The sequence below is a fragment of the Bradyrhizobium sp. 1200_D9_N1_1 genome (assembly GCF_052075915.1).
GTDB lineage: Bacteria > Pseudomonadota > Alphaproteobacteria > Rhizobiales > Xanthobacteraceae > Bradyrhizobium > Bradyrhizobium diazoefficiens.
Window position 1 is genome coordinate 4,032,449 of record NZ_CP197226.1, and the last position, 17,107, is coordinate 4,049,555.

A 17,107-nucleotide genomic window follows, 5' to 3' on the forward strand; every position below is an offset into this window, starting at 1 on the left:
CCACACTCTCTAACGTCATTGCCCGCGAAGGTGGGCAATCCAGTATTCCAGAGGCGGTCGTGGTTGAACCGAGAGGCCGCGGCGTACCCGATGCTCCGGTCAAGCCGGGGCATGACAGCTGGGTGAGTAAGTCGCTTTACCCGCTCTCGGTGACTAGGAAATGTAGTCTTCGAACTCCCATTTTCCGAGGCGGCTCAGTTTTTCTGCCACTTCCTTCCAGGAGGTTCCCGAGCATTCAGCACAATAGGCTTCGACGAACGCTTGGAGCCGAGGATAGTCGTATTGCTTCACGAAGACATGGTGCCGTCCGATCGTGAGGTCATCCTCCATGTTCGAACTGAACCAGTCGGGCGTGCAGAGCATAAAGTCAAAGGACTCTTGTCCTGGTCCATCGGCGGGACCGACGATAGCCATTACCAGGATTCCAAAAGGCCCGCTCGGCGAGAACGCCTCAAGCGGATCCGCGTCAGGACTGTGCAGAAATCTCAGTTTGGCAGTAACCATGGGCGGACCATCGTGTGTAGTTTCGTAGGGTGAGCAAAAGCGCGTAGCGCTGGGCCCACCACCTCTCGGCGACGTGGTAACAATGGTGGGCACGCTTCGCTTTGCCCACCCTACGGCGACTGCCCCGGCGGAACGACTCTGGATTGCTTCGCTTCGCTCGCAATGACGAAGAGAAGCCTTACCCCTTCGCGCAATGCGCGATCAGCTTCTCGACGAACCCCGCGCATTTCAACAGCTCCGACATCTCCACGAACTCATCCGGCGTGTGCGCCTGTGCGATCGCGCCGGGGCCGATCACGACCGAGGGGATACCGGCCATGCTGGCAAACAGGCTCGCCTCGGTGCCGAAGGCGACCTTGGCGTGGTCGTTGCGCCCCGCGAGGCTCTTGGCCAGCGTGACGATTGTCGCATCGGCGGCGGTGTCGAGCGCGGGATAGTCGAGGATCTCCTCGAAATCGATGCCGCATTCCGGATGCCGCGCCTTCATCGCCGGCTCGATCTCGGCCTTGGCCCAGGCGACGATCGCATCCGTCACCTCGCGCGACTCGGTGATGCCGATGCCGCGGCATTCGAAATCCACCGTGCAGGTATCGGGCACGATGTTCAGCGCGGCGCCGCCATGCACGATGCTGGTGAGCAGCGTCGAGTGCGGCACGTCGTAGAGGCTGTCGGTCGATTTCTTGCCAGCGAGCAGCACGGCGCGGCGGCGGATCTCGACGATCAGTTCGGCGGCATATTCGATCGCATTGACGCCGTCGGGCGCGATCGAGGAGTGGCGGGCAAGACCGCGGAAGGTGGCGCGCACGCCGTGCTTGCCCTTGTGGCCGATGATGACCTGCATCTGCGTCGGTTCGCCGATGAAAGCGCCGAGCGGCCTGACCTTCTTCCTGGCGACCTCGCCGAGCATCGGCCGCACGCCGACACAGCCGATCTCCTCGTCATAGGAGATCGCCAGGTGAATCGGCGTCTTGAGCCTGGCCTCCACCATGTCAGGCACCATGGCGAGGCACACCGCGACAAAACCCTTCATGTCGGTGGTGCCGCGGCCGTAGAGCCTGCCGTCGCGCTCGACCAGCTTGAACGGATCGTGGCTCCAGTCCTGGCCCACGACCGGAACGACGTCGGTATGGCCCGACAGCACGAGGCCCGGGCGGTCCTCCGGCCCGATCGTGACCCACAGCGAGGCTTTCTGTCCGGTCTCGTCGACGATGCGCTCAAAGCCGACGCCGAGCGCCGCGAGATAGCTTTCGATATGGGCGATCAGGGGCAGGTTGGTGCGGTCGCTGATGGTGTCGAAGCCGACGAGGTCGGCGAGGAGCTTGCGAATCCGGTCGGGTCTTGTGTCCAGCATTCTCGGGATCATGTGATGGGAGGGATCGTGGTCGGCTCTGCCGCCTGCACGAACCATACCAACGGAACGGCACGACGTGCAAACCCGCCGGGCAGGGGGCGAGCCCGCTCGGCCGTCCGAATGCGCTCAGTTCTTCTGGGTCGCGTTCTTCTTGGCCGGCGCGGGCGCCGGCGCCGCGGCGGTTTCCGGCGGCGCCTGCGGTGTCGCAACCGAAATGCCGTAGGGCCGCCACTGGTTGGCAACGTTCTGGAAGGTGAGGTCGAAATTGATCTGGAGCGGGCGGGTCGGAAAGAACCCTGTCAGCCGCAGCATCTTGTTGGGATCGAGATAAGGCGGCGTCGAGAGCTGCGGCGCGGCAAGCGCCACCGAGAACAGGTCGAAATTCCGCCGCCGCAGGTCGGTGAATCCCAGCGCGAGGTCGGCGGCGCTGTTCCTGGCCTGGAAGTCGGGCGCGGCGAGATCGCGCAGCACCGAATAGTTGCCGGAGCGGTTGGCATCGTTCAGCGTCAGCAGCGTCGAGCGGATCAGGTACAGCGCCTGCTCGGCGCTGACGGGAAGCTGTGGCTGTTTGGCGGCGGCCTTGTCGTCCTCGGCGCTGATCGGGTTCATCACGATCGGCGACAAGGCGATCACCACGCCCAAAGCGAGGCCGAGATATTTCCGCGAGCGCACGGCCCAACCCAGCCTCACCATCCGGGCCTGACCCCGACACGCGCGCCGAATCCCATCGATCCAGGTCGGGCTCCCACACCCGAGCCAATAAAAACATGCATCGCTATTCCTCAGACCAACCGAGCCCAACGACACTAGCGGTTCGATCAAACGGAATCTGTCACCGTCCGGCAACATCCGGACACGCGAAGTTGTCGCGGCCCGCAAGATCGGTCGGTAACATCATCCTCAGTTCAGCGTCCACGACGCGCCGGCCCTGACGCCGATGGCGCCTTGCTGTGCGGCCGTGAATGCCGCGTTGAAGCGCATGGCGTCCGAATAGGAATAGCCGAGGCCGACCGCGAGGCCGGATTGTCCCTGGAAATTGCCGAAGCCGCCGGAGACCGAGATCTTGCCGGGGCGAGGATCGAATTGCAGGCTGGACGCCGCGAGCGCCAACGCCACGCCGCCGCGCGACTCCCGTGTCAGGTTGTCGACGCGGCCGTTGAGGGCGGCCAGTTGGGAGTTGATTCCGTTGATGTCGCCGGCGGAGGCAAGTCCGAGGCCAGCCAGCGAGGTGGTCGCCAGATTGCCGGCCGCGTCCGATGTGACGAGCTGTGTCGGTCCCGACTGCGCCGCCTTGCTCGCAGCCGAGGTGATGCCGCTCATCGTGTAGGTGCTGCTGGCGGTGCCGACTGCGACCTGGTTGCTCCGCGTCGTGGTCGCGCCGCTGCCGATCGCGACCGAGTTGTCGAAATTCGCGCCGGCGCCGGTGCCCATCGCGATCGTGTTGATGCCGGTAGCGCCCGTGCCATTGCCGATCGCGACAGAGGACGCGCCGGAGACGGTGCTGTTGTTGCCCATCACCACGGCATTGGTGGCGTTGACGGTGTTGCCGCTGCCGAACACGGAGGAGCCGGCGGCGCTGGACGTTGCCGCAATGGTGTTGTTCGAGCCGACCAGCTGGATGTTGTCGCCGCGACCCGCCACATTGGACCCGTTCACCGTGTTGTTGTCGCCGAACACCAAACTGTTGTTGCCGTTGACGATGTTGGGATCGCCGATGGCGAACGTGCCGTTACCGCGGACGTTCTGTCCGGTGCCAAAGGCGCCGCTGTTATTGCCGCTGACGTTGTTGAAGGAGCCAACAGCCGCGCTGTTGCTGCCGGTGACGGTGCTGAAGGAGCCGACAGCCGCGTTGTTGCCGCCGGCGATGCCGATACTGGAGCCGAAGGCCGCGGTGTTGTCGCCGGTGACGCCGTTGCCGGAGCCGACAACCGCGCCGTTGTTGCCGGCGACGACGTTGTTGGAGCCGACGGCCGCGTAGTTGGTGCCGTTGATGGCGTTGCCGGAGCCGAGGGCCCCACTGCCGTCGCCGTTGACGGCGTTGGTCGAGCCTACGGCGGCGCTGTTGTTGCCGGTGGCGGTGTTGTTGGTGCCGAGCGCGGCACTGTTGCCGCCGTTGGCGGTGTTGCCGAGGCCAAATGCGCTGCTCTGACTGCCGAACGCGTGGGCATTGGCGCCGAACGCCGACGAATTCGTACCGGTGGCGATTGAATTGGAACCCACGGCCGTATTGCTCAAGTTGTTGCCATTGGCAGCGGCGTTCACGCCGATTGCGATGTTGGTCCCATTGTTGCCGCTGGCATTGGCATGGTCGCCCGTGGCGACGTTCTTTCCGCCGATCCCGGCGGCGTTGGCGCCGAAGCCGGTCGCCACGCTCGTGCCGGAATCGCCGGCGGCGCTGGCGCCGTTGCCGATTGCGACGTTGTTGCTGTTGTCGCCGGTCGCGCTTGCATTCACGCCCGCGGCGAAGTTCGAGCTGGCGTCTCCGCTGGCGTCGGAGTTGACGCCGGCGGCGAAATTGGCGCTAACGAGGCCAAAGGCGTTGGCGTTCGGTCCACAGGCGAAGTTGGTGCTGGCGAGACCGCCCGCGGAGGCGCCCATCGTCGCACCGCCGGACGTGGCGCAGACGAACTGCGCTGTCGCCGGCCGTTTTCCGGACAGCAGACAAAGCGCTGACAAAGCAAAGACCGCGACCAGGCGCACAATGCGGACCGGGCAGGATCGGCCTCGGGCATTGGATGCGCGCCACCTGCGATCCTCGGTTGATCGATACGCTGTCAGCCCCGCCCAATTCAACATCATGTCGCTCTCGCCCATGCCCGCAGCAGGGGCGTCGTCCTCGTTGCGGCACGCTATCGCGATGCGAATGTCGTGCTGCATCGGGCCGAGGCCTGCGACTGCAATGATTTGTGGCTGACGAAATTATCGCCCCGACCGGTCCGCCTCTACCGCTTGGCACGCAACCACATTGCGTCTATTGCAAATTATTGCCGGAAGATGCGCCGTTCTTCTTCCGTGTTATTTTTTCGTTTGCAACTGTGGGGCGGGGGGATGTCGGTCTTTCAGAGCCTGATTTTCGATACGACTGTGCTTGACGGCATTACCGATCCCGCCATTCGCGCTCGCGTGTGGGCCGTGTGTTTCGAGCAGATCGTCACCGGCATGGACATGGGGTTTTCCGAGGGGGATGCCCGCATCATCGGGACGCACAAATTCCTCATGAACGAGACGGTCGCGCTGGGGGAGATGTTCAGCTCCTCCTTTATCGGCGCGCGGACCAAAAAGCACATCAACCGCGACGACGAGGACCATGTCTATCTGAGCTTCAACATCGGCGCGACAACTCATATCGGCCGCCAGCTCGGGCGCGAGATCGATGTCCAGCCGGGACAGGCGGGGCTGCTCGTACTGGACGCGAGCACACAGGCCATTGCCCCGAACAACGGCCATTGCATCAGCCTGAAATTGCCGAACGCGATCTTCAGGGAGTGGGGCTTGTCCCCGGTCGACCTGGCCTGCCGCCCGCTCGATTGCACCGGTGCCGACTATCAGCTCCTGACCGGCTATGCGCGGCTGTTGATCGCGAACGGGGCGGGGCTGGACGAAGGCGGCGCCGCGGAGGCGACGCAGCACCTGATCAAGCTCACTGGCCGCTGGCTCGGCGCCAGGGACGGCGTGCAGGGAGTGGACGGTGAGGAGGCCGTCTACCGCGCGCGGCTCGCCTTGGTTCGGCAGACGATCAGCAAGCAGGCGTTCGATCCCGAGGTCAGCCTCGAGCGGGTGGCTCGGCGGCTCGGCATGCCCTCGCGCACCGTGCAGCACATGCTGGCGAAGGCCGGCGAGAGCTTCTCGCAGGTGGTGATGGCGGCGCGGCTGCGGCGGGCCCGCGTTCATCTGCTCGATCCCGTCTACGCCGATCTGTCGGTCGCGGACATTGCGTTCCGCTGCGGCTTTCTCGACGTCTCGAGCTTCTACCGCGCGTTTCGCGCCGCCTATAACGTCACGCCGAAATCGCTGCGCGAGCAGGCCGGGACGATCCCACCGGAATAAGGCGGGCCGCCGGCGCCATCCGGGCCACAAGACCTTGCGTTGCCTCTCGGGCAAGACACGCAAGATGGCGGTCAACGCCCATCGTCTAAAATATTCCACTTTACCGAAATTCGGAAACGGCGTATGTGTCGCCTCACTCCGGCCCAGGGAAGAGGGGCGTATCGCGATCGTCACGAACGCGGGCCGGGCGGCGGTGGACGTGGGTCACATCGGCGCGAAAGGCATCGCAGGGCGGAGAGCCGTGAGCGAAACCATCGCGCGCACGACCGGTGTGATCGGCGTACGGCCAAATCGTGTCGTCCTGGCGCCCGGGGTCTGTGCGCCAAGTCCTGCGGTGATGTGTGCGGCCCGACCGGACCGCGCGCGTCAGCCATCCGCAGGGCGACGGGGGCAATAGTGCATCGCTCCCCGGGGAGAGCACGACATAAGCTGTTCCAACCACTGCGCAGGGAAGGCCGGGATGTCTCGGTTGCCCTGTTTCCCCGCTGTGCATCGTAGCGCAATCTGCACCTCGCATGGCGGTCAATGGGAGCCAGCCGGCTCCCGGTCTTCCCTGCGCCCTCTTTCATTGGGCGTGACGCGACGAAGCAAAGCTCGGGCGAAACAGGCCGCGAGAGGGTGAAGGTGTGTCTGCGATGGGAATGCGAGTTGAAAGAGCGACGCCGTCTCCCACACTCCGTCATTGCGAGCGCAGCGAAGCAATCCAGAATCCCTCCGCACCCCGGTCAGCGTTGCCGAAGCGCGATGTGGCCACCAGCGTTCGCAGCAACCAAGTTCGGCGGCTATGGGTCCTGGCTTGCGCCAGGACGACAGCGAGGGTGTTGCCGCGGTCTCGCGCAAAACGCCGGTCCGAAAATGGCCGGCTCGCCCGGCCATCATCAACGTAGAGAACGACTTTGCTAAACCGGCTTGCCCGCATACGGCATCGACGCCGTCAGACCGCCGTCCACCGGGAACGCCTGGCCGTTGACATACGAGGCTTCGTCGCTGGCCAGGAACAATCCCATCGCCGCGAGCTCGTGCGGCTGGCCGGGGCGCTTCAGCGGGTTGAGCTGGCCGATCTTGTCGGCGGTGCCGCGCTCCTTGGCGCGGTCGAAGATCGGTTTCGTCATGCCGGTTTCGATCAGGCCGGGGCAGACCGCGTTGATGCGCACGCCGGTGCCGGAGAGCGAATAGGCCGTGGTCTGCACCAGGCTGATCACGCCGGCCTTGCTCGCGGCATAGGGATGACCGCTGGCGCCGGCCTTGAGGCCGGCGACCGACGCCGTCAGCACGATTGCGCCGGACTGCTGCTTCACCATGTGCGGCATCGCGTGCTTCACCGCGAGGAACGGACCGATCAGGTTGACGCGCAGCACCTCCTGCCAGTGTTCCACGGTTTGCTCGCCGAGCGGGATGAGCCCGCCGGAGACGCCGGCATTGGCCCAGATCACGTCGAGCCGGCCGTGCGTCTTCACCGCCCTGTCGATGACGGCGATCACGTCCTTCTCGGAACCCGCATCCGCGACCATCGCTTCCGCGACACCGCCGGCCTTCTTCACCTCCTCGACGGTCTCCTTCACCGCCTCGGTGCGATCGACCGCAATCAGCCTGGCGCCTTCCCTGGTGAACAGCAGCGCTGCGGCGCGACCGATGCCGCTGCCGGCGCCGGTGATGATGACGGATTTGTCTTGCAGACGGCCCATGCGTTTCTCCCTTTGACGTGTGCGCGACGCTTGCCGCGCGACGGAATTTCAAACAAGATTTCAAACGGTAAAGTGTCTTGAGACACGTTCACACCTGACGTACAGCGACATCACACGGGATGGAAGGGTTTCGATGGCAGGCGCAGACAAGCCGAATGTGGTCACGACACGGTGGTGGTGGGTCCGTCACGCGCCGGTGCGCAATGACGGCGGCAATATCTACGGTCAGAGCGACATCGCCTGCGACACCAGCGATACCTACGTGTTCAATGCTGTCGCCAAGGTGCTGCCACGCAAGGCGGTCTGGTATTCGAGCAATCTGATGCGGACGCATCAAACGGCCGAAGCGATCTGGGCGGCCGGCTTTCCAAGGCCTGCGTCCATGACGTGGGAAGCGGACCTCGCCGAGCAGAATCTCGGCCGTTGGCAGGGCATGAACCGCGCCCAGTTCATCGCCAGCCGTCCGGTCGGCACGAGCTGGTTCGCCGACATCAACGAGCCCGCGCCCGGCGGCGAAAGCTTCATGGATCTCTACAACCGCACGCGCCGCACCATCGAGCGGATCAACACGGAGGCGGCGGGGCAGGACATCATCGCGGTCGCGCATGGCGGCACCATTAAGGCCGCGCTGGGGCTCGCGCTCGACGGCCAACCGGAGCGGGGGCTGTCGTTCGACATCGACAATTGCTCGGTGACGCGGCTCGACTATTTTGCGAGTCCCGAGCGCACGGTCTGGCGGCTGCCGATGGTCAATCAGCAGCCGTGGATCGCAGATGATGCGCACGCGGCGATGCATCAGCTGGCGGGGCCGGAAGTCAAGAAGCTCGCCTGAGCAAGCTGTCATTCCGGGACGGTCCGCAGGACCGGACCCGGAATCTCGAGATTCTCAGGTGCGCAACCGCGCACCATAGGTCGATGCTTCGCATCGCCTCGGAACGACACTGAATACGTAAATCAATCTGGGAGAGAAACATGACCTTGTTCGACATGAAGGGGAAAGTCGCCGTCATCACAGGCTCGACGCGCGGCATCGGGCTTGCGATCGCCGAACGCATGGCCGAGCACGGCGCCAAAGTCGTGATTTCCTCACGCAAGGCCGACGTCTGCGACCAGGTAGCCAAGGGCATCAACGACAGGTTCGACAAGGGCACCGCGGTCGCGATCGCGGCCAACATCTCCTCGAAGGAAAATCTGCAAAACCTGATCGACGAGAGCAATCGAGCGTTCGGCAAGATCGACGTGCTGGTCTGCAACGCGGCGTCGAACCCGTATTACGGTCCGCTCGCCGGCATCTCCGACGATCAGTTCCGCAAGATCCTCGACAACAACATCGTCGCCAACAACTGGCTGATCTCGATGGTGGTGCCGCAGATGATCGAGCGCAAGGACGGCTCGATCATCATCGTGTCCTCGATCGGCGGCCTCAAAGGCTCGACCATCCTCGGCGCCTACGCGATCTCGAAGGCCGCCGACATGCAGCTCGCGCGCAACCTCGCCTGCGAATACGGCAAGCACAACATCCGCGTGAACTGCATCGCGCCCGGCCTTATCAAGACCGATTTCGCCAAGGCGCTGTGGGACAATCCGGAGAACCTGAAGGCCTCGACCTCGCGCTCGCCGCTGCTCCGCATCGGCATCCCCGACGAGATCGCCGGCGCGGCGGTGTTCCTGGGCTCGAAGGCCGGCGACTTCATGACCGGCCAGACCATGGTGATCGACGGCGGCGCGACAATCAGTTGAATTGTGAGATCAGGCCGAGGTGTGGCCGCGGCACATGCTGCGCTCCCTCTCCCGCAAGCGGGAGAGGTTACACCGAGCTTGCCGCTCGATCGTTCAATTCAAGCAGCATCTGAGGTCAATCCACCGCCGCGTAAACCAGATCCCGCACCAGCGTGCGCGTGTAGTCGCGCTGGCCCGGGCCCTGGCTCATGAACACCGCGAGCAGATCCTCCTTCGGGTCGATCCAGAAGAACGTTCCCGCAATGCCGCTCCAGAAATACTGGTCGACGCTGCCGGGGAAGGGCGCGATTCCGGCCTCGCGGCGCACGGCGAAGCCGAGGCCGAAGCCGTGGCCGGGCGAGAGCAGGGTGCCGTTGGTCTTCACCTCGGGCCCGAGGTGGTCGGAGGCCATCAGCTCCAGCGTCTTGCGGCCGATGATCCTGTTGCCGTCGAGCGTGCCGCCGTTGCGCAACATCAGCGCGAAACGGGCGTAGTCCATCGTGGTGGAGACGAGGCCGCCGCCGCCGGATTCCATCACCGGCTGCTCCAGCATGTTGAACAGCGCGACCTTGTCGCCGGTCCAGGGATCGGCCGCGAACGGTTCGGCGAGCCGGCCCGCATTGGCCTCGGATGTCGAGAATCCGGTCTCGGCCATCTGGAGCGGCGCAAGCACGCGTTCGGCGAGGAAGGTGCCGAGCGACTTGCCGCTGACGACCTCGATGATGCGGCCGAGGATGTCGGTGGAGCGGCTGTAGTTGAACTCGTCGCCGGGTTGGCAGACCAGCGGGAAGCTCGCCACCAGTGCGGCGTGCTCGGCATTGGTGATCTTGCGGCTGCGCACCCGCGAGTCCTGGTAGATCTTGTGCACGGGCCCGTCGCCCTGGTGCTCGTAGGTGAGGCCAGAGGTGTGGCGGAGCAGGTCCTGCACCGTCATCGGCCGCTTCGGCGGAACCAGGTCCAGCTTGCCACCGCTGACGATCCCGACCTTCTGGTCGGCAAATTCCGGAATGAACTTGGCGACGGGATCGCCGAGCAGGAGGTGGCCGTCCTCGACCAGCGCCATGACGGCGACGGAGACGATCGGCTTGGTCATCGAGAAGATCCGGAAGATCGAATCAAGCGCCATCGGCGTTGATACGGCCGGGCTCTGGCGGCCCAGCGCCTCGAACCAGCCGACCTGGCCGCGGCGGGCCACCAGCACGGTGATTCCGGGGACGGTGCCCTTGTCGATCTCGCGCTTGAAGGCGTCCGACATCGCCTGGAGGCGCGGCCGCGACAGGCCCAGTGTCTCGGGCTTGGCCTCGGGCAAAGGCGGTGTTTTCGGCGCGGTTGCGGGGCTAAGGGCGGCTGTCGCGGTCATGGTCACTCCCGGGGGCACATTATTGTCGGGAGCGAAATGTGGCCCAGAAGGTGCGGCACAAACAAGCGAAGCGGGCGCGCTTCTCCCTTGCAATCCGGCCGTCCCCTGTGCTTGAAAGCGGCCGTGATCCTAAGGCGACGCAGGGTCCGTAGGAGTGTAGCTCAATTGGTAGAGCACCGGTCTCCAAAACCGGGGGTCGCAGGTTCGAGCCCTGCCACTCCTGCCAAGCAATCTCAATGACTTAGCAGAAAATTGGCGATCTCGCGCTACCGGCAATTTCGAAGTAGGTGGCGCCTGGGTAGCGGCTCGATAGCTTCCCGCCAGTTCGAGCAGGGCATCGCGCTCCTCCAGGGAGGCGGCGCCGGCGGCCAATTCCCGGCACCGCCGCTCCATGCGCGCGAGCTCGTCGATGTCGTTCTGTTGCCGCCCCGTGCGGCCGATCAGACTCCCGGAAGCCATCCTTCGTCAAGGCAGTGCGTTGCTTCGGCCCGATCTCCAGATGCTCGATACGCCCTACGAGGCATGCCGCCTCGAATCGACGGAGGCGAGGCGGGCGTTGCGGTATCGAGCGCAAGCACGTCCTTCGGCCTGAGCGGAGCGGGGGTCTACAACACGGTAACGGACGAAGCCATCGAGGTCGGCCCCCAGGAACGTCACCCAACTATCCAAACGTAAAGCCCGCCGGTTCACGCCGGCGGGTTTGTCCACACCCACGACGCGCAGTAGCTCGCGCGCATTCCGGGGCCCAAGGGATTGACAACTTGACTCTGGCCTGCGCCGCGTTTCGATGGCGGCATGCCTCGTCCTGTCCGACATCACGTCTACGCCGGCAGCGAAGGGACGTCGTCGGCGATGCATCCCCGCCGGTGAAACCCACAATAGAGCGACTGAATGAAACTCTCGCGACCCGCTAGACAACACCGCCGAAGTCGATCCCCTCCCTGGCGAGCTTCTCGGCCTCCTCGGCGGACGTGGCCGGCTTCGTATCGAGATAGGAATGCTCAGACGCCGGAAGGATGGTGCGGATGTTCTGGCCGTCTGTCCGCGTGATACGGGCAATCCAACGCTTATGGCCCTGCTCAAATCGCTGGATATGGTACTGCTTGTACGTAATCATGACTCGTGACGCTACGAATGTTGAACAGCCGCCACTCTAGTTAATCTGCCCCTGCCGCACAACGAATTGTTGAAAATCAGTTAATTCCCGTCGGCGCAAAACCGGCCCGCCAGCGTCAACCGGCGGCTCACTTCTTCACACCCACGACAGGCAGTAGTTTGACGCCATTCCGCACCGCTAGGAATCGACGATTTGACTCTGGCCTGAGACGTATCGCAGTTTCTGCGTCAACTTGCCGAGGTCACCATCAAGCCAGGGCCGATCGCGCGGATAACGCCGCTCGATCGCCCGAAAGCGGATGCGATGCCTAGCCGCTGACCTGCCGCTTCCAGATCGCCTCGGCGAGCGCGATGTCGGCCACCGAATCTTGGCCGGACGCCAGGGGCGTTCCTTGTTCGACAATATCGGCGACGAAAGCGTCGGCCTGACGCCGAAACGCCCAACTCCCTTCGCGCACCAGCCGCGTGCGTTGTCCGCCTTGGTCGAGAATGACCTCCGCCTCCTGCTCGGCAAAGGGCGGGGGCAGTTCGATGGTCAATGCGCCCCGCTCGAAATCGATCGTCAATCCCTCGCGCCACGCACCTTCGGATCCATTCACCAGATCCAGCGCGCACGCGACGCCGTCGAAGTCGAGGGCTATGCGCGCCGCGCCCGCGATCTCGACGGTGCTTTCGGCGACTGCCGGCGACGATCCGAGCAGGTAGCGCGCCAGATTGATGATATGGCTGAACACGTTCAGAAAATTATCGTAGCCGGGCCGCATCGCGCTCGGCATCCAATCGGGGCCATCCTGCCAGAGCTCGAGCCCGTCCGGCCGGGTTTCGCCGGTCATGACGAAATTGTCGTGTGATCGGCCGGTGTCGCCGCCGAAGCACCAGCCCCTTGCTCCGACAACGCATCCGAGCGAACCGTCTGTGCGCAAACGGGCCAGCTCGGCCAATGCGCGCGCTACGCCGGCGTCGTGACGCTTCATGTAGCCGATGCTGTAGACGAGGCGCTGCCGCCGCGCAGCCTCGACCAGCGACGCGGCCTGAACCGTCGTGTAGGCCATCGGCTTCTCCGACAGCACGTGCCGGCCGCTGTTCAACGCATCCAGCACGATCGGGCCGGTGGCGCGGCGCTTGGTCACGACGACGACGGCGGATACCCCGCTGTCTGCGAGCAGTTCCCGGTGCGTGCCGTAGACCCGCGAGATGCCGAATTTCTGCGCCGCGGCGGTTGCCAGGTCAGGTCGGAGATCTGCAATCGCAACGACGCGGCAGGCGGGATTGGCGACGAAATTGGCGAGGTGGCACATCTGGCCGACCATGCCCGTTCCGATGATGCCAATGCCTGGCCTCACTTGCTACGATCCCTCGATGCGCTTCCGGACGACGAGGAAATGCGCCGGCTGCCCCCAGGTGTTGATGAACGTCTGGTCGAACTGGGTGTGGGCGGCGATCGCGGACGCATCGCGCCGTCCGATCGCGCTGAAGATGCGATGGAAACTGTCGAGCGTTGCGGTGATGGCTTCGATGTCGGAAGCATCGTCGGCGAGAATGTCCGTCGTCAGGATCATCTCGCGTAACGAGGCGAGGCTGGTGATCACGCGGGGCAGGCTGTCGCCGAAGGGCTCGTCGATCATCCTGTCCACATCGAGCACCAGAGCTTCGATCGAAGCCGAGATCGCGCTCACCGCGTCGGCCTTGCCGACCAGATAAAGCTTTCGTCCCCCGAGGAAGCTCAGACGGCTGCGGTCGAGATGGCGTGTGGCGCGACGCAGCTTCTCGTCCGCCGACAGGACCTTCTTGTGCCAGTAGACGTCCAGGCTGTCGCGATAGGCGGGCCATGCCGAATGGATGTCGAACCCCTGCTTATGCGCCGCCGTACAGAGGGCCTCCGCATCGAGGAAGTAGCGGTGCCGGACGAACGGATTCTCGAGCACGTCCATCAGCCAGGATTCGAAGCTGCGGGTGTGCGGAATGCTGTTCCACTTCGGCTCGAACAGCAGCTTCGCCGTCTCCAGCGCGGAGCGGCCCGTCAAGACCTTGCCGGCGGCATGGATCGCCTTGAGTGCAAGCTCGAAGAAGCCGCCATAACGTTCGTAATAGGAAACGACGGCGTGACCGTCCGGATTGAGCAACCGATGGAAGATGCCGAGCCATTTTTCGCTCGGCTGCACCGTGTAGATGAACCCTTCGGCGTCGATGACGTCGAAACGGCGGTCGCTGCGAAACCCCTCGACGTCGGATAATGCGAGTTCGCGAAGACGTTCCGCCTGGCCGAAATGCGCGAAGTAAGCCTCAATCTTCGGGTGCGCATGCCGGTTCGGTTCGGCGAGCGTCATGTTCGCGCCCCAGCCGGCAAACACCAGGGCGTTCTCACCGGAATCAGGACCGAATTCGAGAACCTCCGCATCGCGGAACAGCCGCGCAGGCAGCACCAGCTTGTCCGAAAAAAGCTCGCGACGCTGGCCGGCGTAGGCGGCGAGTTCGGCAGAGGATTTGAAATTGCCGAACGTTGGCAGGATGTCCTGGCGTTCGTAGTAGTTGAAGAGCTTGTCGTCAGCCATGCTGCGACCCTGCGGCCGCCTCGAGGCGATCGAGCTCGCTCCAGATATCGGAGGGCGCGAAGATGGAGACGATGTGCAGCGGACGCTTCACGTTTTCGCGCAGCCGGCTGCTGACCTTGGCTTCGTTCTCCTGGTTCACGGCAAGAAGGCAGACGAGCGGTTCGGACTTGCCAGCGAGATCCTCGGGCGATCGGATCGGAATCCCGGTGCCGGGCAGGAACAGTCCCTGACGCTCCTTCTGATCGTCGACCGAGAGATCGACGAGATCCGCAAGTTCGTGGGCATTGGTGAAGGTGCAGGCGCGGCAGCCCGCGCCGTAGATGGCGATCTCGGCGCCGCTGGCGCGGGCCTTGGCGAGAATCGGTCGCAGGCGGGCGCCATACTCCCTCGCGCGCTGGCCGAATTTCTCGCCGACGCCGGCGGGGGCGGGCGGTGGCGTCACGTCGCGCGTCGCACGGCGGGCCGCGATCGCGAGGGTGCCGCCGCTGAAATTGTATTTCTTCACGGACACCGCCTCGAAGCCGTGGCGCGCCAGCAGCGCGACCAGGGTCGGCTCGGTGAAATAGCTGACGTGCTCCTCCCAGAGGACTGAGAGGTCGCCGGCCGTCGAGCCCGGCGCGAAATCCGGCACGTCGATGAACAGCAGCCCGTCGTCGCTGAGCGCGATCTTCACGCAATCGAAAAAGTTCTCGAAATCGACAATGTGCTCCAGCACCTGGCGCGAGACGACGAGATCGAATTTGCCGGCCTGCGCCACGGCGTCGTGACACATCGCAGGGCTGATCATGTCGGCATAGACCTTGATGCCGCGCTCGCGGGCGATCTTGCCCGACACCGGGTTGGGCTCCACGCCGACCAAAACCTTCGCGCCGCGCTCGCGAAGCTTGTCCATGAACAGGCCGTCGTTGCAGCCGATCTCGAACACGGATTGATGATTCGAGAATTTCGCGATGGTATCGAGCTCGTCGACCTGGTGCGGCTCAGGCTTCCAGCTGCTGAAATTGTAGTTGAACTGGCGATACAGGATGTCGGGATCGATCGGCTTGACGATCTGCGGCAGACCGCAATCGCCGCAGGCGAGCACCTCGAACGGATACCGTTCCTCCTGCTCGTTCCGGCTGTGCCGGAGCCGATGCGCAATCGGCATCTGCCCGAGGTCGATGACCGGTCGAAGGTTGGTCGAATGGCAGAGGCGGCAATGGTCGGTCACTGGTTGTTCTCGCATTTGGCAGGTCTGACGAAGCGATGTTCAATGAAACCGGCGCGGCCCGCAATGAGATGGTCCCGGATACATCCAACCCGGGGTGCACGGCGCAGCCCTCTGGCCGTTGCGTCCTCAACCAATGCAGGTAGCAGTCGTCGGTAGGTCCCGCAAGACGCGCGGCAGTCCATTGAAGGGAAGCGGGTACGGCGTGGCTTCCGCCGTGTCGGCGGTCCCCAATGCGATCTTTCTGAAGTCGCGCGTAACGTAGGCAGCTTCATCGGGTAGGTCTTCCTCGAACGTTCAAGGCGGTATAGTCGAGTAGCGGTATCAGTCGAAATCTAACGTCCCGCCAGATGCTCCGCGGCGAGCACGCCAGTCTTCGCGACATAGTCCTGAACCGCGGCGGCATCGCTGCCATCCGGTGCCCAGTCGGGAAAAGCCGTGCGGGAGGGGTCGAAGGGACCGGCGGTGGTTTCGTGAAACACCAGCCACTCCGAGGTGATCAGAATCGAGTGGAAGACCTGTTCGGGCATCCGGTAGTAGCAGCGCTTGCCCTGGCCGTAGGGCGCCATCTCGAGCACGTCGCGAATGCGGCCGTCATCCTCGAAGATCACGACCTGCGCGGTGCCCTCGATCACGTGAAACGATTCAGGTTTGCCAATATGCTTGTGGGGCCGCACATAGGCCTCGCGATGATGCACGATCAGCATCTCATGCAGGCCGGACGAGGGATCGGGATGCGTGCACAGCCGGCTGCGCAGGCGCGGGTTGCCGGCGGCAATACGCTTCAGCTCCGCGATCGTGGCGTCGTCCGCCGTGACGATGGCGTCGTCCGAATAGTAGACTTCCGGATTTTGCGCGCGCAGCGAAGTCGGTGGGCGCGGACGCGCCGTCTCATTCGAAGAAGATGAACCCATGGTCGCCCCGATAGCCGCATTTATCGTAGATCCAGGCCCATGTGTCCGGGCCATGGAAGCTCAGGCAGGTGAGTTGCCAGTAGAGGAGATTTGCCTTCTCGCGCTCGTTGCGGAACGATTCCACCATCAGATATTTCGAGGCGCCGCGTCCGACACGCTCGATCTCCGACACCGCGCGGAAGACGTCCTCGAGTGGAAGGTTGTGCAGCACGCCGAGCGACACTACGAGATCGAAGCAGTGATCGGGGTAGGGCAGCTCGACGGCGCTGCCGACCCTCAACTGCGGCCGCACGTCCTCCTTGGCGTTGGCGATGCCATACTCGGAGACATCGATGCCGGCGATCGTGAGGTCGGGGACGAGTTGGGTGAACTCGTAGAGCAGATAGCCCTTGCCGCAACCGACATCGAGCACGCTCATGCCCGGCTTGATGCCGTAGCGGTCGATCAGGGTCTGGGCGAGCGGACGCCACCGTCCGTCGTAGCGATAGCCGCCATAGCCGTAACGGCGGTCGCCGTCCCAATAGTCGCGCCCCCATTGCCGCGCCACGGCGGCGGATTCGGCCTTGTCATGCTCGAGCACGCGCTGAACGTAGTCCCGCTTGGTCGATGCGTGCATCGGCTGGAGCAGGTTGATCTCGGTCATGATCGTCAA

The 17,107-nt window shown here is 64.2% G+C and carries 15 protein-coding genes and 1 tRNA gene; 4 read left to right on the forward strand and 12 right to left on the reverse strand.

Going from position 1 to position 17,107, the window contains the following annotated elements; translation table 11 throughout:
• Positions 1–153: 153 nt before the first annotated feature.
• The 4 genes from AB5K84_RS19325 to AB5K84_RS19340 all read right to left on the reverse strand — a co-directional run bounded on the left by AB5K84_RS19325 (position 154) and on the right by AB5K84_RS19340 (position 4,531).
• Positions 154–504, reverse strand: coding sequence for an immunity 8 family protein (locus AB5K84_RS19325; protein WP_038967957.1), 351 nt, complete (start codon positions 502–504; stop codon positions 154–156).
• A gap of 178 nt (positions 505–682) precedes the next feature.
• A complete protein-coding gene (argE, locus tag AB5K84_RS19330) occupies positions 683–1,855 on the reverse strand; it encodes an acetylornithine deacetylase (RefSeq protein WP_162603594.1) in 1,173 nt (390 codons plus the stop codon).
• Positions 1,856–1,981: 126 nt separating this feature from the next.
• A complete protein-coding gene (locus AB5K84_RS19335; protein WP_244651777.1) occupies positions 1,982–2,548 on the reverse strand; it encodes a hypothetical protein in 567 nt (188 codons plus the stop codon).
• A 207-nt stretch (positions 2,549–2,755) separates the two neighbouring features.
• Positions 2,756–4,531, reverse strand: coding sequence for a YadA family autotransporter adhesin (locus AB5K84_RS19340; RefSeq protein WP_441232595.1), 1,776 nt, complete (start codon positions 4,529–4,531; stop codon positions 2,756–2,758).
• A 192-nt stretch (positions 4,532–4,723) separates the two neighbouring features.
• Between AB5K84_RS19340 and AB5K84_RS19345 the strand changes: the two genes are divergently transcribed.
• Entirely contained in the window at positions 4,724–5,902 is a 1,179-nt protein-coding gene (locus AB5K84_RS19345; RefSeq protein ID WP_441232596.1) for a helix-turn-helix transcriptional regulator, read from the forward strand.
• Positions 5,903–6,801: 899 nt separating this feature from the next.
• Here the strand turns inward: AB5K84_RS19345 and AB5K84_RS19350 are convergent.
• Positions 6,802–7,587 (reverse strand): SDR family NAD(P)-dependent oxidoreductase, encoded by a 786-nt coding sequence (locus AB5K84_RS19350; RefSeq protein WP_271555318.1) that lies wholly within the window; start codon positions 7,585–7,587, stop codon positions 6,802–6,804.
• Positions 7,588–7,720: 133 nt separating this feature from the next.
• Here AB5K84_RS19350 and AB5K84_RS19355 point away from each other — a divergent pair, with 133 nt between their 5' ends.
• Together AB5K84_RS19355 and AB5K84_RS19360 are read left to right on the forward strand one after the other, a co-directional pair.
• Positions 7,721–8,419 (forward strand): histidine phosphatase family protein, encoded by a 699-nt coding sequence (locus tag AB5K84_RS19355; RefSeq protein ID WP_162603591.1) that lies wholly within the window; start codon positions 7,721–7,723, stop codon positions 8,417–8,419.
• Positions 8,420–8,559: 140 nt separating this feature from the next.
• Positions 8,560–9,327, forward strand: coding sequence for an SDR family NAD(P)-dependent oxidoreductase (locus AB5K84_RS19360; RefSeq protein WP_011088190.1), 768 nt, complete (start codon positions 8,560–8,562; stop codon positions 9,325–9,327).
• A 115-nt stretch (positions 9,328–9,442) separates the two neighbouring features.
• On the opposite strand, the gene AB5K84_RS19365 is transcribed toward AB5K84_RS19360, so the two are convergent.
• A complete protein-coding gene (locus AB5K84_RS19365) occupies positions 9,443–10,666 on the reverse strand; it encodes a serine hydrolase domain-containing protein (protein ID WP_162603590.1) in 1,224 nt (407 codons plus the stop codon).
• Between the two features lie 150 nt (positions 10,667–10,816).
• Here AB5K84_RS19365 and AB5K84_RS19370 point away from each other — a divergent pair.
• Positions 10,817–10,892 (forward strand) — tRNA-Trp (locus tag AB5K84_RS19370).
• Between the two features lie 684 nt (positions 10,893–11,576).
• On the opposite strand, the gene AB5K84_RS19375 is transcribed toward AB5K84_RS19370, so the two are convergent.
• The 6 genes from AB5K84_RS19375 to AB5K84_RS19400 all read right to left on the reverse strand — a co-directional run bounded on the left by AB5K84_RS19375 (position 11,577) and on the right by AB5K84_RS19400 (position 17,098).
• Complete coding sequence (locus AB5K84_RS19375) at positions 11,577–11,783, reverse strand: hypothetical protein (protein ID WP_110116388.1); 207 nt, start codon at positions 11,781–11,783, stop codon at positions 11,577–11,579.
• 307 nt (positions 11,784–12,090) lie between these two features.
• A complete protein-coding gene (locus AB5K84_RS19380) occupies positions 12,091–13,125 on the reverse strand; it encodes a Gfo/Idh/MocA family protein (RefSeq protein WP_110116387.1) in 1,035 nt (344 codons plus the stop codon).
• Positions 13,126–13,128: 3 nt separating this feature from the next.
• Entirely contained in the window at positions 13,129–14,334 is a 1,206-nt protein-coding gene (locus AB5K84_RS19385) for a class I SAM-dependent methyltransferase (protein WP_110116386.1), read from the reverse strand.
• Positions 14,327–15,544 carry a class I SAM-dependent methyltransferase gene (locus AB5K84_RS19390; protein ID WP_162603589.1) on the reverse strand — a complete coding sequence of 406 codons (1,218 nt, stop codon included), beginning with the start codon at positions 15,542–15,544 and terminating at the stop codon, positions 14,327–14,329. The genes AB5K84_RS19385 and AB5K84_RS19390 overlap by 8 nt, the downstream gene beginning before the upstream one ends.
• Positions 15,545–15,876: 332 nt before the next feature.
• Positions 15,877–16,455 (reverse strand): WbuC family cupin fold metalloprotein, encoded by a 579-nt coding sequence (locus AB5K84_RS19395; RefSeq protein WP_110116384.1) that lies wholly within the window; start codon positions 16,453–16,455, stop codon positions 15,877–15,879.
• Complete coding sequence (locus AB5K84_RS19400) at positions 16,433–17,098, reverse strand: class I SAM-dependent methyltransferase (RefSeq protein ID WP_110117323.1); 666 nt, start codon at positions 17,096–17,098, stop codon at positions 16,433–16,435. Before AB5K84_RS19400 ends, AB5K84_RS19395 begins: the two co-directional genes overlap by 23 nt.
• Positions 17,099–17,107 lie beyond the last annotated feature (9 nt).